The sequence below is a fragment of the Shinella sp. JR1-6 genome (assembly GCF_004284735.1).
In the GTDB taxonomy this organism is placed as follows: domain Bacteria; phylum Pseudomonadota; class Alphaproteobacteria; order Rhizobiales; family Rhizobiaceae; genus Shinella.
In genome coordinates, this window is sequence record NZ_SHMI01000002.1 from 260,437 (window position 1) to 282,550 (window position 22,114).

At 64.5% G+C, this 22,114-nt stretch carries 19 protein-coding genes and 1 pseudogene; 13 read left to right on the top strand and 7 right to left on the bottom strand.

What is annotated here, in order from left to right; genetic code table 11:
- From EXZ48_RS03930 to EXZ48_RS03950, 5 genes and pseudogenes are all read right to left on the bottom strand, one after another.
- Positions 1 to 708, bottom strand: a complete 708-nt coding sequence (locus EXZ48_RS03930; protein WP_023514869.1) for an ABC transporter ATP-binding protein — start codon at positions 706 to 708, stop codon at positions 1 to 3.
- Positions 701 to 1,435 carry an ABC transporter ATP-binding protein gene (locus EXZ48_RS03935; protein WP_130514393.1) on the bottom strand — a complete coding sequence of 245 codons (735 nt, stop codon included), beginning with the start codon at positions 1,433 to 1,435 and terminating at the stop codon, positions 701 to 703. Before EXZ48_RS03935 ends, EXZ48_RS03930 begins: the two co-directional genes overlap by 8 nt.
- A 52-nt stretch (positions 1,436 to 1,487) precedes the next feature.
- Complete coding sequence (locus tag EXZ48_RS03940; protein WP_023514867.1) at positions 1,488 to 2,660, bottom strand: ABC transporter substrate-binding protein; 1,173 nt, start codon at positions 2,658 to 2,660, stop codon at positions 1,488 to 1,490.
- A gap of 121 nt (positions 2,661 to 2,781) precedes the next feature.
- The gene (locus tag EXZ48_RS03945; protein ID WP_023514866.1) at positions 2,782 to 3,432 is read right to left on the bottom strand and encodes an isochorismatase family cysteine hydrolase; all 651 of its coding nucleotides are present in this window, start codon (positions 3,430 to 3,432) and stop codon (positions 2,782 to 2,784) included.
- Positions 3,422 to 4,238: pseudogene (locus EXZ48_RS03950) on the bottom strand (N-formylglutamate amidohydrolase). Before EXZ48_RS03950 ends, EXZ48_RS03945 begins: the two are co-directional and overlap by 11 nt.
- 147 nt (positions 4,239 to 4,385) lie before the next feature.
- On the opposite strand from EXZ48_RS03950, the gene EXZ48_RS03955 reads away from it, so the two are divergent.
- Positions 4,386 to 5,282 carry a MurR/RpiR family transcriptional regulator gene (locus EXZ48_RS03955; RefSeq protein WP_023514864.1) on the top strand — a complete coding sequence of 299 codons (897 nt, stop codon included), beginning with the start codon at positions 4,386 to 4,388 and terminating at the stop codon, positions 5,280 to 5,282.
- Positions 5,272 to 6,585 carry a glutamine synthetase family protein gene (locus EXZ48_RS03960; RefSeq protein ID WP_023514863.1) on the top strand — a complete coding sequence of 438 codons (1,314 nt, stop codon included), beginning with the start codon at positions 5,272 to 5,274 and terminating at the stop codon, positions 6,583 to 6,585. Before EXZ48_RS03955 ends, EXZ48_RS03960 begins: the two co-directional genes overlap by 11 nt.
- A 142-nt stretch (positions 6,586 to 6,727) precedes the next feature.
- On the opposite strand, the gene EXZ48_RS03965 is transcribed toward EXZ48_RS03960, so the two are convergent.
- On the bottom strand, positions 6,728 to 7,489 hold the full coding sequence (locus EXZ48_RS03965; RefSeq protein WP_023514862.1) for a DeoR/GlpR family DNA-binding transcription regulator: 762 nt from the start codon (positions 7,487 to 7,489) through the stop codon (positions 6,728 to 6,730).
- A gap of 231 nt (positions 7,490 to 7,720) precedes the next feature.
- On the opposite strand from EXZ48_RS03965, the gene EXZ48_RS03970 reads away from it, so the two are divergent.
- From EXZ48_RS03970 to dmeF, 7 genes are all read left to right on the top strand, one after another.
- On the top strand, positions 7,721 to 8,686 hold the full coding sequence (locus tag EXZ48_RS03970; RefSeq protein ID WP_023516957.1) for an ABC transporter substrate-binding protein: 966 nt from the start codon (positions 7,721 to 7,723) through the stop codon (positions 8,684 to 8,686).
- Between the two features lie 94 nt (positions 8,687 to 8,780).
- Positions 8,781 to 9,800: a glycine betaine/L-proline ABC transporter ATP-binding protein gene (locus EXZ48_RS03975; protein WP_050744790.1), complete on the top strand. Its 1,020-nt coding sequence runs from the start codon at positions 8,781 to 8,783 to the stop codon at positions 9,798 to 9,800.
- Positions 9,801 to 9,804: 4 nt separating this feature from the next.
- Positions 9,805 to 11,838, top strand: a complete 2,034-nt coding sequence (locus tag EXZ48_RS03980) for a proline/glycine betaine ABC transporter permease (RefSeq protein ID WP_130514394.1) — start codon at positions 9,805 to 9,807, stop codon at positions 11,836 to 11,838.
- On the top strand, positions 11,838 to 12,749 hold the full coding sequence (locus tag EXZ48_RS03985; RefSeq protein ID WP_130514395.1) for a choline/ethanolamine kinase family protein: 912 nt from the start codon (positions 11,838 to 11,840) through the stop codon (positions 12,747 to 12,749). Before EXZ48_RS03980 ends, EXZ48_RS03985 begins: the two co-directional genes overlap by 1 nt.
- On the top strand, positions 12,746 to 15,187 hold the full coding sequence (locus EXZ48_RS03990; RefSeq protein WP_130514396.1) for an FAD-dependent oxidoreductase: 2,442 nt from the start codon (positions 12,746 to 12,748) through the stop codon (positions 15,185 to 15,187). Before EXZ48_RS03985 ends, EXZ48_RS03990 begins: the two co-directional genes overlap by 4 nt.
- Before the next feature lie 88 nt (positions 15,188 to 15,275).
- A complete protein-coding gene (locus EXZ48_RS03995) occupies positions 15,276 to 15,548 on the top strand; it encodes a metal/formaldehyde-sensitive transcriptional repressor (RefSeq protein WP_023516304.1) in 273 nt (90 codons plus the stop codon).
- Positions 15,549 to 15,634: 86 nt separating this feature from the next.
- Entirely contained in the window at positions 15,635 to 16,636 is a 1,002-nt protein-coding gene (dmeF, locus tag EXZ48_RS04000; RefSeq protein WP_130514397.1) for a CDF family Co(II)/Ni(II) efflux transporter DmeF, read from the top strand.
- An 11-nt stretch (positions 16,637 to 16,647) separates the two neighbouring features.
- Here dmeF and EXZ48_RS04005 read toward each other — a convergent pair whose 3' ends face one another.
- Entirely contained in the window at positions 16,648 to 17,289 is a 642-nt protein-coding gene (locus tag EXZ48_RS04005; protein WP_130514398.1) for a class I SAM-dependent methyltransferase, read from the bottom strand.
- Between the two features lie 82 nt (positions 17,290 to 17,371).
- Between EXZ48_RS04005 and EXZ48_RS04010 the strand changes: the two genes are divergently transcribed.
- The 4 genes from EXZ48_RS04010 to EXZ48_RS04025 all read left to right on the top strand — a co-directional run bounded on the left by EXZ48_RS04010 (position 17,372) and on the right by EXZ48_RS04025 (position 22,114).
- Positions 17,372 to 18,277, top strand: a complete 906-nt coding sequence (locus EXZ48_RS04010; RefSeq protein WP_023516171.1) for a choline kinase family protein — start codon at positions 17,372 to 17,374, stop codon at positions 18,275 to 18,277.
- Positions 18,278 to 18,481: 204 nt separating this feature from the next.
- Complete coding sequence (locus tag EXZ48_RS04015; protein ID WP_130514399.1) at positions 18,482 to 19,510, top strand: substrate-binding domain-containing protein; 1,029 nt, start codon at positions 18,482 to 18,484, stop codon at positions 19,508 to 19,510.
- Between the two features lie 65 nt (positions 19,511 to 19,575).
- Complete coding sequence (locus tag EXZ48_RS04020) at positions 19,576 to 21,102, top strand: sugar ABC transporter ATP-binding protein (RefSeq protein ID WP_130514400.1); 1,527 nt, start codon at positions 19,576 to 19,578, stop codon at positions 21,100 to 21,102.
- A gap of 22 nt (positions 21,103 to 21,124) precedes the next feature.
- A complete protein-coding gene (locus EXZ48_RS04025) occupies positions 21,125 to 22,114 on the top strand; it encodes an ABC transporter permease (RefSeq protein WP_023515424.1) in 990 nt (329 codons plus the stop codon).

The following is a 22,114-nucleotide window of genomic DNA, read 5'->3' on the forward strand; positions in this document are numbered from 1 at the left end:
TCAGCCTCCCAGATAGTGTGCGCTGAGATCGCTTCCGGAGCGGATCTCGTCGGCGGTGCCGGAGGCGACGATGGCGCCGAGCCGCATGACATAGGCGCGGTCGGCGACGGAGAGCGCCTGGTTGACGTTCTGCTCGACGAGCAGGATGGTGAGGCCGGATTTCTTCAGTGTCTCGATCATCTCGAAGATGCGCTCGACGATGGCGGGCGCAAGGCCGAGCGAGGGTTCGTCGAGAAGGAGCACGCTGGGCCGCGCCATCAGCGCGCGGGCGATGACCAGCATCTGCTGTTCGCCGCCCGAAAGCGTGCCGGCAGGCTGGTGCGTGCGCTCGGCAAGACGCGGGAAAAGCGTGTGCAGCTTTTCGAGGTTCTGGCGGTTGCCGGCCTGGTCGCGGCGGTGGATGTAGGCGCCGAGCATGAGGTTTTCGGCGACCGTCAGGTCGGGAAAGACGTCACGGGTTTCCGGCACGGTGGCAAGGCCGGCGCGGATGACCTGTTCGGGGTTGGCGGCGGTGATGTCCTTGCCTTCGAGCACGATCGAACCGCCCGCCGCCTTCAGCGCGCCGGCGATGCACTTGATGGTCGAGGATTTGCCCGCGCCGTTGGCACCGAGCAGGCTGACCAGCTCGCCTTTGGCGACGGAGAAACTGACGCCACGCACCGCGCGGATCGTGCCGTAGCTGACGGAGAGGTCGGAAATCTCAAGCATGCGCCGCTCCCTTGCCGAGATAGGCTTCGATGACATCAGGATGGCTGCGGACATGGGCGGCGTCGCCTTCCGCGATGGTACGGCCGGAGGCGAGCACATGCAGCCGGTGGCAGAGGCGCATGATGAGGCCCATATCGTGGTCGATGATGAGTAGGCCGAGGCCGCGCTTCTTCGGCAGTTCGGACAGGGTGTGCAGCAGGGTTTCCGTCTCCGCGTCGTTCATGCCGGCGGCGGGCTCGTCGAGCAGCAGGAAGCGCGGTTCGGCGGCGAGCGCCCGGGCGATCTCGACGCGGCGCTTGTCGCCGTAGCTGAGGCTTTCGCCCAGTTCGTCCGACTTTGCCGAGAGGGCGAGTTCGGCGAGCAGGCCCTTGGCGCGCTCGGCGGCAACGGCGCGCGAGGCGCCCTTTGCCAGCGCCGCGGCCTCGACATTCTCCAGCACCGTCATCGTGTTGAAGAGGCGAACGATCTGGAAGGAACGGCTGACGCCCGCCAGTGCGATCTCGCGCGGGGGGAGGCCGGAGAGTTTTGTGTCGCCGGCGGTGATCGTGCCGCCCGCAAGCTTCACCTGGCCGGTGATGGCGTTGATGAGCGTGGTCTTGCCGGAGCCGTTCGGCCCGATGAGGCCGACGACCTCGCCGGTTGCAACGGAGAGTGACACATGGTCGAGGGCGCGGAGGCCGGTGAATTCCACCGACACGTCGTTTACCGCGAGGCGGGTTTCAGACATGGCTTTTCCGAAGGTGATGGGCCGGCTTCAAGGGCCGGCCCGTGAGGTGCGATCAGGGCTTCGGCAGGGATTCCGGCTTGCGCCAGCCCACGAAGGTCGGCTTGCCGCCCTTCAGCTCGATGAGTGCCGCCGCCTTGTTCGGAACGTGGCCCTCTTCGGCCGTGCCATAGTCGAGGTCACCGGTCAGAAGCTTGAACTGGCCGTCTTCCAGCGCCTTGGCGAGTGCGCCGCCTTCCGTCGTGCCGGCCGCTTTGATCGCTTCGGCAAGCAGCATGATCGTATCCCAGCCGGTCGAGACGAAGGACGTATCCGGTGCCTTGCCATGCATGGCGGTGTAGAGCTCGATGAATTTCGCCATGTCCGGGTGGGCTTCCGGGCCCATCCAGGTATGCGTGACGAAATAGACGTTGTTGCCGAATTTTTCGCCGAGCGCCTGGTGCATCGCCGGGTCGTCATAGGCATCGCCACCGAGGATCGGCGCATCATAACCTACTTCACGCAACGCGCGGATGATCACGCCGATATCCGTGCCGTAGGACGAGACGAAGATCACGTCCGGCTTCTTGCCGAGCGCCTGGAGACGCGCGAGCTGGGCGGAAAAATTGTTGTCGCCGTTCGTATAGGTGTCTTCCAGCAGGATTTCGCCGCCATCGGCCTTGAACTGCTCGACGAAGTATTTCGAGAGCGACTTGGTATAGGCGATGAACTGGTCGGTAACGACATAGGCCGTCTTCCAGCCCTTTTCCTTGAAGGCGAAATCGGCCGCGGTCGCGCCCATCGTGGTGTTCCACATGGAAAGCGTGAACTGCTTGTCGCCGAGCGACCAGGAAGAATAGAGCGGGTCGGACGCGCAGGTGGAGATGCCGACGAGTCCGGCCGACTGCGCCTCGCGGCTCGCCGGTGAACCGAAGTCGAAATCGCACGGCGCGACGATGACCTGGGCACCCTTGTCGATCAGCTCGACGGCGACGTTGCCGACGGTGACGGGATCGGACTTGCCGTCGATGTTGATGAACTCGACCTGTTTGCCGAGCACGCCGCCGTTGTCGTTGAGATATTTCACTGCGACCTGCGCGCCGTTATAGCCGGGCGTGTCGAGCGGGGCCTGGATGCCCGTCATGGAAAGTGCGCCGCCGATGACGATCTTGTCGTCTTCGGCAAAGGCCGCGGAGGCGGCGAGCGCAAGGCTTGCGGCCGCCAGAAGCAGTCTTGAAGTCTTCATCATGGTCGTTCCCCTTTTTAATGCCTTTGGGCAGTGAAATGTCGCGCGGTCCTGCCTTTTTGTTTTGTTCTGCGGCCCGCTTTCGGATGCTCCTTGTTCCGTCCCGTCTGTTCGTCTGCGGGCCTTACTGCCCGATTTCCTTCAGCAGCGCGTCGGTCGAGACCTGGCGGCAATAGCCCTTGATGGCGTTGAGCGAAAAATCATGCCGCTCCTGCGAATAGGTGCCGCAGGCATCCGGCACGAGCGTCACGAGATAGTTGAGGTCGCAAGCATCGCGAATGGCCGATTCCACGCACTGGTCGGTCAGAAGTCCACACAGCACGAGTTGTTTTACGCCGAGATTGCGCAGGATATAGTCGATATGGGTGGACACGAAGACGCTGGACGAGCTCTTCGGAAAGACGATCTCGTCGTCGAGCGGCTCCAGCTCGTCGATGACCTTGCCGTCCCATGAGCCCTTCGGCACGTTGAAGCCGGTGATCTTGTAGTCGAGGCTGCGGTCGCGGCCGTCCCTGGTGAGGCTCTCGATGGTCGTGTGCAACACCTCGATGCCGGCCTTGCGGAAGCCTTCGAGCAGGCGCTGCATGTTCGGGATCGCCACCTCGTGGACGCGCTTGAAATAATAGCCGTATTTCCCGGCGATATCGGCGTCGGACACGTCCTTGAACTCGCCGCCCTCGCGGCGCACGGAAAAGTTCTGCACGTCGATGAAGAGAATGGCGGCGGCGGCCGGATCGAGCGGCACGTCACGGGTGGTCAGATGGTCAGCGGCCATCAGGCGTTTCCTTCGAGGCTGTCTGCCGCAAGGCGGAGGGGGCCGGCCAGGCGGCCTGCCCATTCCTCCTGCCCGCGGGCATCGTTGATGAGGTCGTTGCGGACTTCCAGAAGCACATGCGCAATGCCACGCCGCTCGCCATGCACCGGGATCGTGTAGTCGGAGATGTCGTCGACGTGGTAAGGTGCGTTGAGCTTGACGGTAACGTCCGGATTGGCGGCGCGGAACGTCTGCGCGAGCCGTTCGGCAAGGCGGGCGTCGCGATTGTAGAGCAGGCCGAGTTCGAAATCCCTGACGGCGCCCGTCGCGCGCATCACCGGGGTGAAGCTGTGCACCGAGACGAGCAGAAGCGGCTTTCCGCTTGCCTGGCGCTGGTCGAGCGCGGCGGCGATCGCTTCGTGCAGCGGCTGGTGAATCTCCACGAAGCGGCGGCGGCGGTCGAGATCGGAGATATCGGCATTGGCCGGCACCGGGGTGCCATCGCTCTCAAGGACGACGCAGTCCTTCGCCTCGAAGGGACGGTTGCAGTCGATGACGAGGCGGCTGTAGCGCTGCAGGACGAGCGCGGCGTCGAGCCGCTCGGCAAGACCGCGGGCTACGCCCTCGGCGCCGACGTCATAGGCGATGTGGCGGTCCATTTCGGCGGCGGGAATGCCGAGATCGCCGAGGGCCGCCGGAATGGCGCGGCCGGCATGCTCGCAGGTCAGGAAGATCGAAGAGGCACCGGCGGCATTGATCCATTCCACCGGCTCCGGATCGCCCGTCTGCAGCAGTCTGGTCGTGTCGCGGTCGGCGAACCTGAGCATGGAGTGGCATCCGTCGTGGACCCGGTGGGTCGGGTTTTCATGACAGTCAGTCAAAGAAATTTTTCGATCATAGTCAATTGCATTTTTCCATTTGACTAATTTTTTTCATGGCGCAAATATCCGGACCAACCAAGGGAACGAACGCCAATGAGCGATGGGAAATCGTCGACGACGATCCGCACGAGGATTCGTGATGCCGCAGCGCAGCTGACCGCCAGCGAGCGCAAGATCGCCAATGCCATTCTTGCGGATTACCCCTTCACGGGCCTCGAAAGCATCCAGGAGCTGGCGGCCAAGACCGGCGTCAGTGCGCCCTCGATCACCCGTTTCGTCAGCAAGATCGGCTGCGGGGGCTTCCAGGACTTGCAGCGCCAGCTGATTGCCGAGCTGAAGGAAGGGCAGCGCTCGCCGCTCGACCTGAAATCGAGCCAGAAGCCGGTCGGCCATTCGGAATTCCTGTCGGAATACGTCGCGCGCGTCTCGGCCGTGATGCAGGAGATGACCGCGACGGTGTCGCAGGCGCAGTTCGACATCCTTGCCGAGCTGCTCGCCGATCCTGCGCGCAACATTTTCCTGCTCGGCGGGCGCGTCAGCGACAATGTCGCCGCGTTCTTGTCGATCCACCTGCGCCAGATCCGCAGCGGCATCTACCATATGGCCGGCAACCCGGAAATATGGCCGGAGCACGTCCTGCGCATGCGCCGGAAGGACGTCGTTCTGCTGTTCGATTTCCGGCGTTACCAGCTCAGCCTGGCGCGCCTTGCCGAGACCATCGCCGAAAAGCGCGGCGCGACGATCGTCGTCGTCACCGACAAGTGGATGTCGCCGGCGGCGCGTAGCGCCGACCATATCGTCGCGCTGCCGATCGATGCTGGCACGGCCTGGGATACGGTGGCGGCCGCCATGGCACTTGTCGAGGCGCTGATCGTGCGCGTCTCCGAGGCCGATTGGGGGGCGACGCAGAAACGCATCAAGGATTGGGACGGCATCCGCTTTTCGATGCCGGGCTATGATCAGATCAACGGGGACGCTGATGAAACGTGAAGAAATGATGGTCGCCTGCTGTGGCGACCTTTCGGGCAAAGTGCGCGGCAAGGCTTTTCCGCTGGTGCAGATGGAGAAGCGTCTGAGGCGTGGTGTCGGCTGGACGCCGACCAATGTGCAGATCACCTGCTTCGACAACATCGCCGAAAGCCCGTTCGGCTCGCTCGGCGATCTCGTGCTCATTCCCGATCCGGCGACGAGCGTCAGCATCGAGAGCGAGGAGGGGGCACCGAACGAGAATTTCGTTCTCGGCAACATCCGCTATACCGACGGTCGGCCTTGGGAATTCTGCACGCGCTCGATCCTCGAGGCCGCGCTAGATCGCCTGCAAAGGGTGGCGGGCGTCACGCTCTACGGCGCCTTCGAGCACGAATTCCAGATCAAGCACCTCGTCTCCGATATCGGCAAGGCTTTTACGCTCGGCGGTTTCCAGGAGGAGCGGCATTTCTGCGAGGCGATCATCGCGGCGATGCGGGAAGCGGGCGTCACGCCCGACACCATCCTGAAGGAGTTCGGCGCCGGCCAGTTCGAGGTGACGATGGGCCCGCAGAAGGGCGTCACCGTCGCGGACCATTCGCTGATCACCCGCGAGCTCGTCGGTCTTGTCGCCCGCGAGCTTGGCTACGATCCCACCTTCACGCCGATCCGCGACCCCGCGGGCGTCGGCAATGGCGTGCATGTGCATATGAGCATGCTGGACGCAGCCGGCAATCCCGTCACGCATGATCCGAACGGCAAGCACGAGCTCTCCGACGTCGCCGGAAAGTTCGTTGCCGGTATCCTGAAATACCTCGATTCGATCATCGCCATTACCGCGCCGAGCGTCGTCTCGTATCTGCGTCTCACGCCGCATCGCTGGAGCGCGGCCTTCAACAATCTCGGTTTCCGCGATCGTGAGGCGTCGGTGCGCATCTGCCCGGTTTCCGACATCAGCGACATCGCCCGCGCTGCCCAGTTCAATTTCGAGTTCCGTGCTGCCGACGGCACGGCCAATCCGCATCTGACGCTTGCCGCCATCGTGCATGCCGGCGTGCAGGGTATCGAAGAGGGGCTTGCCGTGCCGGAGGCGACGCAGGAGGATTTATCTCTTCTGACCGTCGAGGCGCTGGCTGCACGCGGCTACGTTCGTCTGCCGCAGACGCTGGAGGCCGCGCTCCAGCGGTTCCGTGGCAATGCAACGGTGTGCGGCTGGTTCCCGGAAGGCTTTGCCGATGTCTACGTCAAGCACAAGGAAGGCGAGATCGCCTACCTTGCCGGCAAGACGCAGGCGGAAATCTGCGCCGCCTACGAAAATGCCTACTAGCCACAAGGCTTTTGAGTGCGGGGAAGTCTACAAGGATCCCTGCGCTCTTTTCGGGCGCCAATGCTCGATGATGACGTGATCGCCCGGGTTTCCGGGGGGATGCAAAGCGGTTCGGCGGGATATCCGCCGGGCCGCTTTTTCGTCAGCGTGCCAGCGTGACGTTGACGCCAGCCGCCTTCAGCGAGGCGGAGACATCGCGGGGCGGCGTCTTGTCGGTGAAAAGATCGGTCAGCATGCTGAATTCGCAGACGCGCACCAGCCCCTGCCGGCCGAACTTCGTATGATCCGTGACGACGACGGCTCGCTTGCCGCGCGAGACCACGGCCCGGGCGAACTCCGCCTCCTCGAGGTCGTAGTCCATCACCCCGATGCCGGCATCGATCGCGCCCGTGGAAATCACGGCATGGCCCACGGTGAAATGGCTGATGAACTCGATCGCCGAGACGCCGAAGGCGGCGCCGTTGTCGCTGCGCAATTCGCCGCCCGCCATGTAGACCCTGTTGTCGTTGACCGTTGAAAGGGTGCGGGCGATGTCGGAGGAGTTGGTCACGACCGTCAGCCGTCGGTGCCCCAGCAATTCACGGGCGAGGTAGCTCGTCGTCGTGCCCGTATCGAGCATGATCGAATCACCGTCGCGAATCGTCGCGGCCATGGCGACGGCGATCGCCTTCTTCGCCTCGCTGTTTTCGCGCATGCGCTTTTCGAAGGGCGCTTCGCCGACCACGGAGGGCAGCGCTACGGCGCCGTGCATCTTCAGCACGGTGCCGTTCGTCGTCAGCGGCTTGATGTCCCGTCGCACGGTTTCCAGCGAAACGTCGAGTTTCTTGGCAAGGTCGGCGATCGTCACCGTGCCGTCCTGCTGGAGCAGCCTCAGAATGTCGTTGTGGCGTTTGGAGTGGTTCATCGTCGTCATGTCCGCATGCGTTCTCCTGCTTCATAATCCTAGACGGATCATCTGGCAAGAAAGCCGCAAATTCGGTCATAAAGGCAGAAAAAGCCACATTGCAGGATTGACAGCCGCTTTTATCCAGCGTGAGATCGCTACCGTGCGCAGGCCGACAGATACAAAAGTACGGGGAACGGCATCCGGCGCATCATACAGCATCGACTTCAAAGTGCGACCGGGAGATCACGCATGTTTCAACCTATTCGCCTGTCAGGACTGTTTGCCGCGACGCTCTGCCTGTCCGCGGCCTTCACGATTGCGCCCGCAGCGGCGCAGGAATCCACTGACCCCATCAAGCTGACTCTGCACGACTGGACGGGCCAGCTCATCACCACCGAGATCATGGGCGAGGTGCTGAAGAAGGCCGGCTATTCCGTCGAATATGTCCAGGCCGACTATCTCGCGCAGTTTGCGGGGCTGGAAACCGGCGACCTGCACGTCGCCATGGAAATGTGGGAAACGACCGGCCGCGACGCGATGGACGCCGCGACGGCCACCGGCAAGGTCGAGAATTTCGGCGAGACCGGCATGCAGGCCAAGGAAGAGTGGTGGTATCCGGCCTATATGAAGGAGAAATGCCCCGGCCTGCCGAACTGGGAGGCGCTGAAGAGCGAGGCATGCGCGGAAGCCTTCTCCATTCCGGAAACCGCGCCAAAGGGGCGTTATCTGGGCGGCCCCGTCACGTGGGGCGGCTTCGATGACGAGCGCGTCGAGGCGCTGGACCTGCCCTTTGAGGTGATCCATGCCGGCACGGACGCCGCGCTCTTTGCCGAACTGGAAAGCGCCTACCAGCGCCAGGCGCCCATCCTCCTGTGGATATACGCGCCGCACTGGGCGCCGGCCAAGTACAAGGGCGAGTGGGTCGAGTTCCCGCCCTATTCGAAGGAATGCTACGAGGATCCGGCGACCGGCGTGAACCCCGATGCCGCCTATGATTGCGGCAAGCCCTTCGGCCCGATCTGGAAGGTCGGCTGGTCCGGCGTCAAGGACAAATGGCCGGGCGCTTATGCCGCCATCAAGGCGTTCAACATCAACAACGACGAAATGGGGGCGATGATCACCAAGGTGGACCTCGACGGCAAGAAGGTCTCCGAGGTGGTCGCCGAATGGATGGCGGCGAACGAAGCGCGCTGGTCCGGCTGGATCAAGAAGTAGCGCGCAAGGCCCGGCCCTCCGCCAGCAGGGGAGGCCGGGCACCTTTCGTGCGGTCCTGCAAGGACCGCGTTTCGATGACGCGACCGGAATGAAAATGGCCTCTAGCGAACCGAAACTTGTCTGCCGCGGCGTCTGGAAGATTTTTGGAGCCGGCGGCAAATCCCTCGTCGGCTCCTCGTCTGCCCGGCTGACGAGTGCGGAGTTGCGCGCGGCCGGCGCTGTCGGTGCGGTGCGCGATGTCAACATCGAGGTGCGCGAGGGCGAGATCTTCGTCATCATGGGCCTGTCCGGTTCGGGCAAGTCGACGCTGGTGCGCTGCCTGTCCCGTCTCATCGAGCCGACCTCCGGCGACATCCTCTTCAACGGCGAGAATCTCCTGGCGGCGAGCGAGGCGCGGATGATCGAGATCCGCCGCCACCAGATGGGCATGGTCTTCCAGCATTTCGCCCTGCTGCCGCATCTCACGGTGCTGGCGAATGTCGCCTTTCCGCTGGAGATCCAGGGTGTCGAGCGGGCGGCGCGGGAGGAGCGGGCGCGGCGCATGATCGATCTCGTCGGTCTTGCCGGCCGCGAGAATGCCTTCCCGCGTGAGCTGTCCGGCGGCCAGCAGCAGCGTGTCGGCATTGCCCGCTCGCTTGCCGTCGAGCCGGAGCTCTGGTTCCTCGACGAGCCCTTTTCCGCGCTCGACCCGCTGATCCGACGGGAGATGCAGGACGAGTTCCTGCGCCTGCAATCGGTGCTGAGGAAGACCATCGTCTTCATCACACATGATTTCGACGAAGCGATCCGCCTTGCCGACCGCATCGCCATCATGAAGGATGGCGAGATCGTGCAGGCGGGCACGCCGGAGGATCTCGTGTTGAACCCGGCGACCCCCTATGTGGCGGAGTTCACGCGCAGCGTCGCCAGGGCCAAGGTCGTCAAGGTGGCCACCCTCATGCGGCCGCTCAACGGTACGCTGCCGCAGGCCTCGATCCGCGCCAATGCGCCGGTGGCCGAAGCCGCGCCGCTTTTTTCGCACGGTGCGGAGACGCTCGCCGCACTCGACGGGGCGGGAATACCCGTCGGCCTCCTCGACCGCGCGGCGGTCGTCGACGTGATGATGCGGGGCTGACGACATGGGCGCGTCCTTCCCCGTTCTCCAGCCAGTCGCCGAACCGATCCCGGAAAACCCAACCGCGCGTGGTGCTGTGCGGACGCGCCGGCTGTGGCCTGCGGCGCTCGCCCTCTTCGTCCTCTTCTGGCAGTTCGGCGAGGGTGTTGCGAAATGGGCCTTCTCCTACCCGCGCGCTTTCGAGATCCCGGCGGCGCGCTGGATCGGCAAGGCGACGAAATGGCTGGTGGACGAGGCGAGCTTCGGCCTCTTCACCTTCACGGACTTCACCCGGTTCCTTGCCGAGATCATCGACCTGCCCTATCGGGTGGCGCTCGGCCTGCTCTCGAGCGGGCTCCTGTCGGGGCAGGGCTCGAGCGCCGTGCAGCACCTGCCGCCACTCTCCTGGCTGGCGGTTCTCGCCATCGTTGCGCTGATCGGCCATCATGCCGGCGGCGTGCGGCTCGCCGCGCTCGTCACGGCCTGCTTCGGCTTCCTCGTCCTCTTCGGCCAATGGACGAGCGCCATGGTGACGCTTGCCTCCATCGTCGTCGCGGTGCCGATCGGCGTGGTGGCTGGCCTGCTGCTCGGCCTTGCCGCCTGGCGCTGGCCGGTCTTCGAGCGGGTACTGGTTCCCATCCTCGACCTCATGCAGACGATCCCCGTTTTCGCCTATCTCGTGCCCGTGCTCGTCTTCTTCGGCTTCGGTCCGACCGCAGCCATCGTCGCGACGCTGATCTATGCCCTGCCGCCGATGGCGCGCGTCACGATCCTCGCCATGCGCTCCGTACCATCGGAAATCCGCGACCTCGGCAACATGGTCGGTTGCAGCCGGCGGCAGATGACCTGGAAGATCATGGTGCCCTCGGCCAAGGACAGCTTGATGGTGGGGGTCAATCAGGTCATCATGCTCTCGCTCAACATGGTCATCATCGCCTCGATGATCGGTGCCGGCGGCCTCGGCTTCGACGTGCTCGCCGCGCTCCGCCGCCTCGATATCGGCGCGGGCCTCGAAGCCGGGCTTGCAATCGTCGCGCTCGCCGTGGCGCTCGACCGGCTGAGCCAGGCCTATGCGGAGAAAGCTGGGCGGCCTGCAGCCGGTCTCCCGACGGATGGCGGCCTCGTTTCCCGTCATGCCTATCTCGTCGCCGCGCTCGCCATCGTCGTCGCGACCTTCCTTGCCGGGCTTGCCGTGCCCGCGCTGCAGAGCTTTCCGGAAAGCTGGCAGGTCTCCACCGGCACTTTCTGGTCCGAAGTGGTGCGCTGGATCAACGTCAATTTCTTCGATGCGCTGGAGGCGATCCGCAACGTCATTCTGCTGAACCTCCTCGTTCCGCTGAAGCGGCTGCTTGGCGACCTGCCCTGGGCGGGTGTCGTCGCGCTGCTCGCGTTGGCTGGCTACCGGCTGGGCGGCCTGCGTCTCGCCACGCTGGTCGGTGTGCTTTCTTTCCTGATCGCCGCAACCGGGCAATGGGAGAAGGCGATGATCACCGTCTATCTCTGCGGCGTCTCCGTCGTCTTCGCTTGCCTTATCGGCGTGCCGCTGGGCATTCTGGCGGCGGAGCGCGACCGGCTGTGGCGCTGGCTGCAACTCCTTATCGATACGCTGCAGACACTGCCTTCCTTCGTCTATCTCATGCCTGTCGTCATGCTCTTCCGCGTCGGGGATTTTACCGCGATGATCGCCGTCGTCGCCTATTCCGTCGTGCCGGCGATCCGCTACACGGTGCTGGGCCTTCACCGCGTCGATCCGCGTGTGGTGGAGGCGGGCCGAGCCATGGGCTGCACGCCCGGGCAAATTCTCGTCAAGATCAAGCTGAAGCTGGCGCTGCCGGAAATCCTGCTCGGCCTCAACCAGACGATCATGTTCGCCCTTTCCATGCTGGTCATCACGGCGCTGGTGGGCACGCGTGATCTTGGGCAGGAGGTTTATATCGCGCTCACCAAGGCCGATACGGGGCGCGGCCTCGTCGCCGGTCTGTCCGTCGCCTTCATCGCCATCATCGCGGACCGGCTGATCTCAGCCGGCGCGAACCGCATTCGTGAAAGGGTGAGCTGATGGACGGTCATGTCGAACCCAGCCGGGCCGTCGAGGATCGCATCCGTGCTCTGCCCTGCTGGGAGGGCCGCATCGAGATCGCGCCGCTGAAGGGCGGTATCAGCAACGAGAGCTATCTGGTCAGCGACGGGGCGGGGCGTCATGTCGTGCGCTTCGGCCGGGACTATCCCTTCCACCACGTATTTCGCGAGCGGGAGCTGATGACGGCCCGCGCGGCGCATGCGGCCGGATTCGGTCCCGAAGTGCGTTATGCCGAGCCCGGTGTGATGGTCTCTGCCTTTCTCGGTGCGAAGACGTTCAGCGCGGAAGATGTTGCCGCCGGGCGGCGGCGGGTGGCCGACCTGCTGCGCCGGTTCCATGGCGAGATGCCGCAGGAGGTCAGCGGCGCCGCCTTCCTCTTCTGGCCGTTCCACGTGGTGCGCGACTATGCCCGCACGCTGCGGGAGGGTGGCAGCCGCATGAAGCCGCATCTTCCGGGCTACCTCGCGCTTGCCGCTGAACTGGAGGCCGCCCAGGCGCCGCTGCCGATCGTCTTCGCGCACAACGACCTGTTGCCGGCCAACATCCTCGACGATGGCGATCGGCTCTGGCTGATTGATTTCGAATATGCCGGCTTCTCCACCGCCATGTTCGATCTTGCAGGCGCCACCTCCAATGCCGGGCTTTCGCCCGACGAGGCGGAGGATTTTCTCGATGCCTATTTCGCCGGTGCCCCCGACCCGGCGATCCTTCGCTCGCACGCGGCCATGCAATGCGCCTCGCTGCTGCGTGAGGCGATGTGGAGCATGGTGTCGGAACTCCATCTCCAAGCCCCGGGGGCCGACTATGTCGGCTACACGGCCGAAAATCTCGATCGCCTCGACAGGGCGCTCGACCACTACAGAACGAAATACGGGAAACACACCAAATGACCCTGCCATCCCATGCTGAGATCGTTGTCATCGGCGGCGGCATCATCGGCTGCTCGACAGCCTATCATCTCGCCCGCGACCACAAGGCGAACGTGATCCTCCTGGAGCAGGGCACGCTTACCTCGGGCTCGACCTGGCATGCGGCCGGTCTCGTCGGTCAGCTCCGTTCCTCGGCGTCGATCACCCGGGTGCTGAAATACTCCGTCGATCTCTACAAGGGCCTCGAAGCCGAGACAGGCCTTGCGACCGGCTGGAAGATGACGGGATGCCTGCGGCTCGCCACCAACCAGGACCGCTGGACGGAGTTCCGCCGCCTCGCCACCACCGCCAAGAGCTTCGGCATGGACATGCATCTCCTGACGCCGCAGGAGGTCAAGGCCATGTGGCCGCTGATGGAGGTCGGCGACCTCGTCGGCGCAAGCTGGCTGCCGACGGACGGGCAGGCGAGCCCCTCGGACATCACCCAGTCGCTCGCCAGGGGCGCGCGCATGCACGGCGCGAAGATCGTCGAGAACGTGCGCGTGACGGGTTTCGACATCGAGGGCGGCCGTATCCGGCGCGTGCGCACGACGCTCGGGGACATCGCCTGCGAGAAGGTGGTCAATTGCGCCGGCCAGTGGGCGCGGCAGGTGGGCGCGATGGCCGGCATCAACGTGCCGCTGCAGCCGGTCAAGCACCAGTATATCATCACGGAAACCGTGCCGGGGCTTGCAACCGATGCGCCGACGATCCGCGATCCGGATCGCCGCACCTACTTCAAGGAAGAGGTCGGCGGGCTCGTCATGGGCGGCTACGAGCCGAACCCGCAGCCCTGGACGACCGGCGATGTGCCGGATGAGTGGGCCTATCGGCTGTTCGATGACGATTTCGACCATTTCGAGCAGCATATGGTGGAGGCGATCGCCCGCGTGCCGGCGCTGGAAAAGGTCGGCGTCAAGCAGATGATCAACGGACCGGAGAGTTTTACGCCCGACGGGAACTTCATTCTCGGTGTGGCGCCGGAATGCAGCAACATGTTCGTCGGTGCGGGCTTCAACGCTTTCGGCATCGCGTCGGGCGGCGGGGCGGGCTGGGTGCTGGCGCAATGGGTCGTTGACGGCGAGGCGCCGCTCGATCTCTGGGTGGTCGATATCCGCCGCTTCGCCGGCATGCATCGCGACCGTCAATGGGTGCTCGACCGCACGCTGGAGGCCTATGGCAAGCACTATACGATCGGCTTCCCGCACGAGGAATATGAAAGCGGGCGCCCGCGCGTCGTCTCGCCGCTCTACGAGCGGCTGAAGGCGCATGGCGCGGTGTTCGGTTCCAAGCTCGGCTGGGAGCGGCCGAACTGGTTTGCGCCGAAGGGCATGGAGGCACGGGACGTCTATTCGATGGGCCGGCAGAACTGGTTCTCGACGGTCGGCGACGAGCACCGCCATGTGCGCGAGGCCGTCGGCATCTTCGACCAGTCCTCCTTCGCCAAATACGAGATGACGGGGCCGGACGCGCTGAAGGCGCTCGACTGGATCTGCGCCAACGATGTCGGCAAGCCGGTGGGGCGGCTGACCTATACGCAGCTTCTCAACACCCGCGGCGGTATCGAGGCGGACCTGACGGTGGCGCGGCTCGCCGAGGAAAAGTTCTACATCGTGACGGGCACGGGCTTCCGCACCCATGATCTCGGCTGGATCACGGATCACCTTCCCGATGGTCTCGATGTGACGCTTCGCGATGTGACGGAGGATTTCGGCACGCTCTCGCTGATGGGGCCGAAGGCGCGCGACGTGCTGGCCGCGCTGGCCGATGCCGATGTCTCCAATGCGGGCTTCCCCTTCGGCCATGTGCGGGAAATCGTGCTCGCCGGCCATGTCGTGCGGGCGCTGCGCGTCACCTATGTCGGTGAGCTCGGTTGGGAGCTGCATGTGCCGATCGATGCCATCGGCACGGTCTTCGACGCGCTGATGACGGCCGGTGCCCCGTTCGGCATCCGCCCGGTCGGCTACCGCGCCCTGGAATCGCTGCGCCTCGAAAAGGGCTATCGCGCCTGGGGATCCGACATCACGCCGAACGACACCCCCCTCGATGCCGGTCTCGGCTGGGCGGTGAAGCTGCGCAAGAATACCGATTTCCTCGGCCGCCGGGCGCTGGAGGCCTTGCAAGGGGAAAAGCGCAGGAAGGCGCTGGCCGGCTTCACGGTCGACAATCCCGATATCGTGCTTGTCGGCCGTGAGACGATCCTGCGCAACGGCGAGCCCGTCGGCTACCTCACCAGCGGCGGCTATGGCTACACGCTCGGCAAGAATGTCGGCTACGGCTATGTGCGCCGCGCCGAGGGTGTGGACGACGATTTCCTGACAGGCGGTGATTATGAACTCGTCGTCGCCATGGAGCGCACGCCGGCAAAGATTCATCTCGAACCGCTCTACGACCCGGCCGGTGCGCGTGTGAAAGCCTGATCCTGAGGAAGGGAGGGCCCTCGGGCCTTCCCGGAGGATGATTCATATAGTATACCCCCCTATATTATAGATTCGAAGGACGACCTGCATGGGCCACACCATCCAGCAGAAGGACAAGCTGATCGCCCGCGTGCGTCGCATTCGTGGCCAGATCGAGGGCATCGAACGGGCGCTGGAAGGCGAGGCTGGATGTGCGGAGATCATGCGCCAGCTCGCCTCGGTGCGCGGCGCGCTCGGCGGCCTCACGGCCGAGGTGATGGAGGATCACCTGCGTCACCATGTGATGGAGGCCGAAACGAAGGCGGACTGTCTTCAGGGCGGCGAGGAACTGATCGGGGTCATCCGGACCTACATGAAATAGCGTAGTTCCCGCTACGGCGGGATGTACCGCGCAGCGGGACCTGTCGAAGGGATCCAGTCTCGCCGACTACAACGAAAGGAAATCCCATGGCAAACGACATGACGGCAAGGTCCACACACGAGCACGTCTTTCTCGGCACAGACCATAGCCGCAACGAGCGCAGGGTCTGGCTCGTCATCGCGCTGACGGCCGGCATGATGGTGGCGGAAATCGTCGCGGGTGCGATCTACGGCTCGATGGCGCTGGTGGCAGATGGCTGGCACATGTCCACCCATGCCGGCGCCATGTTGATCGCGGCGCTTGCCTATTCCTATGCGCGCCGGCATGCGCGCGACCCGCGCTTCACCTTCGGCACGGGCAAGCTTGGCGATCTCGCTGGCTTTGCCAGCGCCATCATCCTCGCTTTCATTGCCTTGCTCATTGGCTGGGAAAGTCTCCAGCGCCTTGCCAACCCGGTCGAGATCCATTTCGGCCAAGCGATCGCCGTTGCCGTTGCCGGCCTTGCCGTGAACCTTGTCAGCGCCTGGCTGCTGCGGGACGATCACGCGCATCACCACCATGGCCATCACGGTCATGGCGGGCACCATCATCACCACGACCATGATGATCATGATCACCACGACCATGATGATCATGATCACCATGCGCATGATCACCCGCATTCCGCGCGCGACAACAACCTGCGCGCCGCCTATCTGCATGTCCTGGCGGACGCGCTGACCTCGATCCTCGCCATCGTGGCGCTGCTGGTCGGCCGGAGCTACGGCTGGCTCTGGGCAGATCCGCTGATGGGCGTGGTCGGGGCGCTGGTGATCGTGCGCTGGTCATGGAGCCTCATCCGCGAGACTGGCGGCGTGCTGATCGATGCGGTGCCGGAGGGCGGCGCGCTGGCGGACGGTATCCGCACGGCGCTGGAGCGCGGCGACGAGCGCATTACCGACCTGCATGTCTGGCAGGTCGGCCCGGGCCACCACGCCGCCATCGTTTCGCTGTCCTCGCCGCAGCCGAAGGCGCCGTCCGACTACAAGGCGCGGCTTGCCCATCTCGGTGCGCTGTCGCATGTGACCGTCGAGGTGCAGCCGGCCTGACCGGCGCTGCCTCAGCCGTGGCGCAGCACCTTCAGCACGACGCCGCGGCTCGGCACGGTGCCCGTCTCGCCGGGCATCGAGACATAGGGCGCCGTTTCCTCGGCCCGCTCGAGGATGCCCCCGCGCTCGAGGGTAGCCAGACGGTCGGAAAAGCCGTCGTTCCAGAGCGTGTTCTTCACCGTCAGAACGAGGATGCCGCCTCGCCGTGTGATGCGGACAAGCTCCGGCAGGCCCTCCACCCCGACATGGCCTGACGTGAAGACGCCGGACGAGACGATGCCGGCGAAGTGACCGTCCGGGAAGGGCAGAGGATTGCCGAGGGCGGCGCGATGCAGGGCGGCATAGACGCTCTTTGCTGCCGCCCGGGCGAGCATGCCTTCGGAAATGTCGAGGCCCTCGACATGGGCATAGCCGAGGATCGCCAGCCACTCGCCGATGAGCCCGGTGCCGGCCCCCGCGTCGAGCAGGGGCGCGGCGCCACGCGGCAGGTGGCGCGCAAGCAGCGCAAGGCAGATCGACGGATGACGGTAGCCGGCGCTCGCCATGTCGGCGTCGTAGGTCTCCGCCCAGCCGTCGTAGAGGGCTGCGACTTCCTCCGTGCCGCTTGCATTGTAGACCGCGCCGAGTGCGCCCTCGTGATGCCCGTTTGCCATAGCCTTTTCTCCCGTGTTCTGATGATGATAGCGAAAGGCCGAAATCTGTGAAACCGTCCCGGGCGGCCAAAAGGAGGTGTTGATGAGCGACGAGCGGCAGGCCCTGGATGCAATCGCAAAAATCCCCCTTCTGGCAGGCTACGACGGTCCCGTGGAACGGCTCGGTGGCCTCACCAACCTCGTCTTCCGCATCCGTGACTGGTGCCTGCGCGTGCCCGGCAGGGGCACGGAGGAATATATCGATCGCGGCAACGAGGCCGCTGCGGCAAGGGAAGCCGCTCGTGTCGGCGTGGGGCCGGAGGTCTTTCATGCGGATCCGGCGAGCGGGCTGATGGTCACGCGCTTCATTCCCGGTGCGACGACGATGACGCCGGAGGGCTTCAAGGCCGTCGCCGGCGCCCCGGCGCGTGCAGGCGAGGCCTTCCGCCGCCTGCACGACAGCGGTGCGGTCTTTCCCGCGCGCTTCGAGCTCTTCGCGATGATCGACGATTACCTTTCGGTGCTCGCCACCAAGGATGTCGCCTTGCCGGAAGGCTATCACGAGGGACTGCGCGAGGCGGAGGCGGTGCGCGCCGCGCTTGCCGCCCATCCGCTGCCCGTCGTCGCCTGCCATTGCGATCCGCTCTGCGAGAACTTCCTCGACACGGGAGACCGCATGTGGATCGTCGACTGGGAATATTCCGGCATGAACGACCCGATGTGGGATCTCGGCGACCTCTCGGTGGAGGCGGAGTTCGACCGCGCGCAGGAAGAGGCCATGATTCGCGCCTATTTTGGTGGCGAGCCGAAACCGGCCGAGCGCGGCCGGATCGTCATCTATAAGGCGATGTGTGACCTGCTCTGGACCCTGTGGGGGCTCATCCAGCTGGCGAACGGCAATCCGGCCGCCGACTTCCGCGCTTATGCAGACGGGCGTTTTGCCCGTTGCCGCGCGCTGATGGCCGATCCGGTCTTCGCCGCTTCCGTGGCGGCCGTCTCCAAAGGGTGAAAGATATTTCAGTCTCCGGGCTTGATTTCACCATTTGAGTATGAAATATATTTCAATGTGTGAATTATATTGACACTCCCTCTGCTTTGCGATTAGTTGCCCATACCGGACTTCGAGGAGGAATTCCGGTCTTCACGGAGATCACCGGCGTCGGAACGACGCCCACGGGCTTTTTGGGAGGGGCTTTCGCCCCGAGGAGGATACTTGCGCACTTTTCTGACGACGACCGCGATGGCGGTCCTTGCAACGACGCTCTTTGCCGGTTCCGCGGCGGCCGAAACGGAGAACCCGTTCCGCTGCAAGCCGGGCGAGAAATACGTCATGAATGTCATGGTCTCGGGCGTCGAATACTGGTTCCCGGTCTATGAAATGTTCAAGCAGGCCGGCCAGCAGCTCGGCTGCGAGACGGAATACACCGGCACGCCGGAATATGACGTCAACAAGCAGATCGCCACCTTCGACCAGGCACTGGCACAGAACCCGGCCGGCATTCTCGTCCACCCGATGAACTCCGACCCGTTCATCGAGCCGATCAACCGCGCCATCGACCAGGGCACGGCGGTGGTGACCTTCGCTGCCGACTCGCCGCTTTCCAAGCGCGTCTCTTTCATCACCTCGGACAATACCCGCGAAGGCACCTATGCCGCCGATGCGATCGCCGAGAAGATGGGCGGCAAGGGCGAATATGCGGTTCTTGAAAATCCGGGTCAGGACAACCACGACAAGCGCATCGCCGCCTTCATCGCCCGCATGGAGGAGAAGTGGCCGGACATGAAGCTGGTCGGCCGCGCTGCGTCCAACCAGGACCCGACCAAGGCCTATCAGGGCCTGTCGAGCCTCATCCAGGCCAACCCGAACCTCGGCGCGGTCTTCATGCCGGAAGCCAACTCCGCCATCGGTGCGGCGCAGGCGAACAAGGAAGCCGGCGGCAAGGTCCTCGTCATGTGCGCGGACGTCAACGCCAACATCCTCGACATGATCAAGGCCGGCGAAGTCTTCGGCTCGATCAACCCGAACCAGGGCATGCAGGGCTATATGGGCTTCATGCTGCTCTGGCTTGCCAAGCATCCGGAACTGATCGACCCGATGAACGACGCCAAGCGCTCCGGTTTCAACCCGATGAGCATCCCGGTTGTCGACAACGGCCTGTCCATCGTGACGGCGGAAAATGCCGATGACTTCTACTGGGACAAGTACCTGAAGCGTCGCGGCACCAAGGGCATCGAGGAGTAAGCTTCCCAGGTGAACGCCATCCGCGCCGTGTGGCGCGGATGGTTCCGGGAAGGAGGAGGAAGACGATGGCGGAGCCGGTGCTCACCATTCATGGCGTGACCAAGCATTTCGGGGCGGTGAAGGCGTTGACCGAGGTCGACTTCACCCTGGAGCGCGGCGAAGTGCATGCGCTCTGCGGCGAGAACGGCGCCGGCAAATCGACGCTGATGAACATCATCGCCGGCGTCCTGCAGCCGACAGAGGGGGAAATCCGCGTCGACGGCAAGGCCGTGCGCATCGCTTCGCCTGCCGCCGCACAGGCACTCGGCATCGGCCTCGTGCATCAGGAAATCGCGCTCTGCCCGGATGCGACGGTTGCCGAAAACATGTTCATGGCCGCCACCAACCGGCGCCGGTCGCCTTTCATGAACTACCGCGCTCTGGAGCGCGATGCGCAGGCCGTGATGAACCGCCTTGCCGCCATCGATGTCCGCCGCAAGGTGGCGGACCTGCCGATTTCCAGCCAGCAGCTCGTCGAGATCGCCAAGGCGCTGACGCTCGACTGCCGTGTGCTGATCCTCGACGAACCCACCGCCGCCCTCACCGAAACCGAGGCGCAGCAGCTCTTTTCCATCATCCGCGACCTCAAGGCGAACGGCATCTCGATCATCTATATCAGCCACCGTATGGCCGAGATCTTTTCGCTCTGCGACCGTGTGACCGTTTTTCGCGATGGCCGCTATGTCTGCACCGACCGTATCGCCGATATCACGCCTGATGACGTGGTACGCCGCATGGTCGGACGCGAGATCACGCAGCTCTATCCGGACAAGCTTGGCGCGGGAGAGGCGCCCGGGACGACGATCCTCGAGGTCGACCGCCTCGGTGACGGCGACCGTTTCCACGACGTCGGCTTCACTCTGCGCAAGGGCGAGATCCTCGGCATCGGCGGCCTGATCGGCTCCGGCCGGACGGAGATCGCGGAGGGCATCTGCGGGCTGCGGCCGCACACGGCGGGTAGGGTGCGCCTGCACGGCGAGACACAGGCGATCCGCTCCTATGCGGATGCAGTGAAGGCCGGCATCGTCTACCTCTCCGAGGACCGCAAGGGATCCGGCGTCTTCCTCGATCTCTCCATCGCGCAGAACATCTCCGTGCTCGACCTCAAGTCGCTGACGAGCCCGCTCGGCCTGCTCGACGGCCGCGCCGAGGCAGCACTGGCGGAGGATTTTGCAAAGCGGCTCGCCGTGCGCATGGGCGGCATCGACGCGCCGGTAAAATCGCTTTCCGGCGGCAACCAGCAGAAGGTGGCCATCGCCAAGCAGCTCGCCGTCAAGCCGAAGGTCGTTCTGATGGACGAACCGACGCGCGGTATCGATGTCGGGGCGAAGACGGAAATTCACCGCCTGCTGCGCGAGCTTGCACGCTCGGGCATCGGCATCGTCGTCATATCCTCGGAAATGCCGGAGCTGCTCGGGCTCTGCGACCGCGTGCTCGTTGTCCGGGAGGGACGCATCGCGGGTGAACTCGGCGCGGAGGAGATGACGGAGGAAGCCGTGATCCGGCTCGCTTCGGGCATGAGTACGGCAAGGGCGGCGAACCATGCCGCGTGAGAAGAAACTGGGAGAGACGGGAATGGCAATCGACACGATGGCGGCAAGCACGCCGAAGACATCGTCCTTCAGGCGCATCGGTACCATGCGTGAGGCCGGGCTGATCGCGATCATCCTCGTGCTCTGCGTGATCATGAGCTTCGCCTCGCCGCACTTCCTGACGCTCGGGAATTTCCGCGCCATGCTGATGAGCTTTTCGGTGGAAGGCATTGTCGTCGTCGGCATGACGATCCTTCTGATCGTCGGCGGCATCGACCTTGCGGTCGGCTCCGTCGTCTGCTTCGCGATGGTGCTGTCCGGCTCGCTGTTCCTGGCCGGGCTCGATCCGTGGACGGCCTCGCTGATCGGCATTCTCGCCTCGAGCGCCATCGGCGGCGCCATGGGCTTCTTCGTGACGGTCGTCGGCCTCAACCACTTCATCACGTCTCTGGCCGCGATGGTGATCGTGCGCGGTCTCTGCCTCATCATCACCAAGGGTACGCCGCTGTCGCTCTTCACGCTGCCAGCCGGCTTCAAGGCGGTGGGCCAGGGCACCTTCTACGGTGTGCCCTATGTCATCCTGATCTTCGTCGCGGTCGTCATCCTGTTCGATTTCCTGCTGCGCCGGGCGACCGCGTTCCGCAAGGTCTTCTACACCGGCAGCAACGAGAAGGCTGCGCTCTATTCCGGCATCAAGACCAACCAGGTGAAGTTCTGGGTGACGGTTCTGTGCTCCACCCTCGCCGGTGTCGCAGGCGTCATCTACATGTCCCGCTTCGGTGCAGCGACGCCCACCTTCGGTGCCGGCATGGAGCTCAACATCATCGCTGCGGCCGTCATCGGCGGGGCTTCGCTCAGCGGCGGCTCGGGCACCATTCTTGGCGCCATCCTCGGCATCGCGCTGCTCTCGGTCGTCACCTCGTCGCTGATCCTGCTCAACGTCTCGGTCTACTGGCAGGACATGATCAAGGGCTGCATCCTGCTATCGGCCGTCTCGATCGACCATTTCCTGCACAAGCGGAAGGCTTCCTGA

Coding starts and splice junctions, on each gene's coding strand:
- EXZ48_RS03930 (WP_023514869.1), bottom strand. CDS start 708: ATGCTTGAGATTTCCGACCTCTCCGTCAGCTACGGCACGATCCGCGCG.
- EXZ48_RS03935 (WP_130514393.1), bottom strand. CDS start 1,435: ATGTCTGAAACCCGCCTCGCGGTAAACGACGTGTCGGTGGAATTCACC.
- EXZ48_RS03940 (WP_023514867.1), bottom strand. CDS start 2,660: ATGATGAAGACTTCAAGACTGCTTCTGGCGGCCGCAAGCCTTGCGCTC.
- EXZ48_RS03945 (WP_023514866.1), bottom strand. CDS start 3,432: ATGGCCGCTGACCATCTGACCACCCGTGACGTGCCGCTCGATCCGGCC.
- EXZ48_RS03955 (WP_023514864.1), top strand. CDS start 4,386: ATGAGCGATGGGAAATCGTCGACGACGATCCGCACGAGGATTCGTGAT.
- EXZ48_RS03960 (WP_023514863.1), top strand. CDS start 5,272: ATGAAACGTGAAGAAATGATGGTCGCCTGCTGTGGCGACCTTTCGGGC.
- EXZ48_RS03965 (WP_023514862.1), bottom strand. CDS start 7,489: ATGAACCACTCCAAACGCCACAACGACATTCTGAGGCTGCTCCAGCAG.
- EXZ48_RS03970 (WP_023516957.1), top strand. CDS start 7,721: ATGTTTCAACCTATTCGCCTGTCAGGACTGTTTGCCGCGACGCTCTGC.
- EXZ48_RS03975 (WP_050744790.1), top strand. CDS start 8,781: ATGGCCTCTAGCGAACCGAAACTTGTCTGCCGCGGCGTCTGGAAGATT.
- EXZ48_RS03980 (WP_130514394.1), top strand. CDS start 9,805: ATGGGCGCGTCCTTCCCCGTTCTCCAGCCAGTCGCCGAACCGATCCCG.
- EXZ48_RS03985 (WP_130514395.1), top strand. CDS start 11,838: ATGGACGGTCATGTCGAACCCAGCCGGGCCGTCGAGGATCGCATCCGT.
- EXZ48_RS03990 (WP_130514396.1), top strand. CDS start 12,746: ATGACCCTGCCATCCCATGCTGAGATCGTTGTCATCGGCGGCGGCATC.
- EXZ48_RS03995 (WP_023516304.1), top strand. CDS start 15,276: ATGGGCCACACCATCCAGCAGAAGGACAAGCTGATCGCCCGCGTGCGT.
- dmeF (WP_130514397.1), top strand. CDS start 15,635: ATGGCAAACGACATGACGGCAAGGTCCACACACGAGCACGTCTTTCTC.
- EXZ48_RS04005 (WP_130514398.1), bottom strand. CDS start 17,289: ATGGCAAACGGGCATCACGAGGGCGCACTCGGCGCGGTCTACAATGCA.
- EXZ48_RS04010 (WP_023516171.1), top strand. CDS start 17,372: ATGAGCGACGAGCGGCAGGCCCTGGATGCAATCGCAAAAATCCCCCTT.
- EXZ48_RS04020 (WP_130514400.1), top strand. CDS start 19,576: ATGGCGGAGCCGGTGCTCACCATTCATGGCGTGACCAAGCATTTCGGG.
- EXZ48_RS04025 (WP_023515424.1), top strand. CDS start 21,125: ATGGCAATCGACACGATGGCGGCAAGCACGCCGAAGACATCGTCCTTC.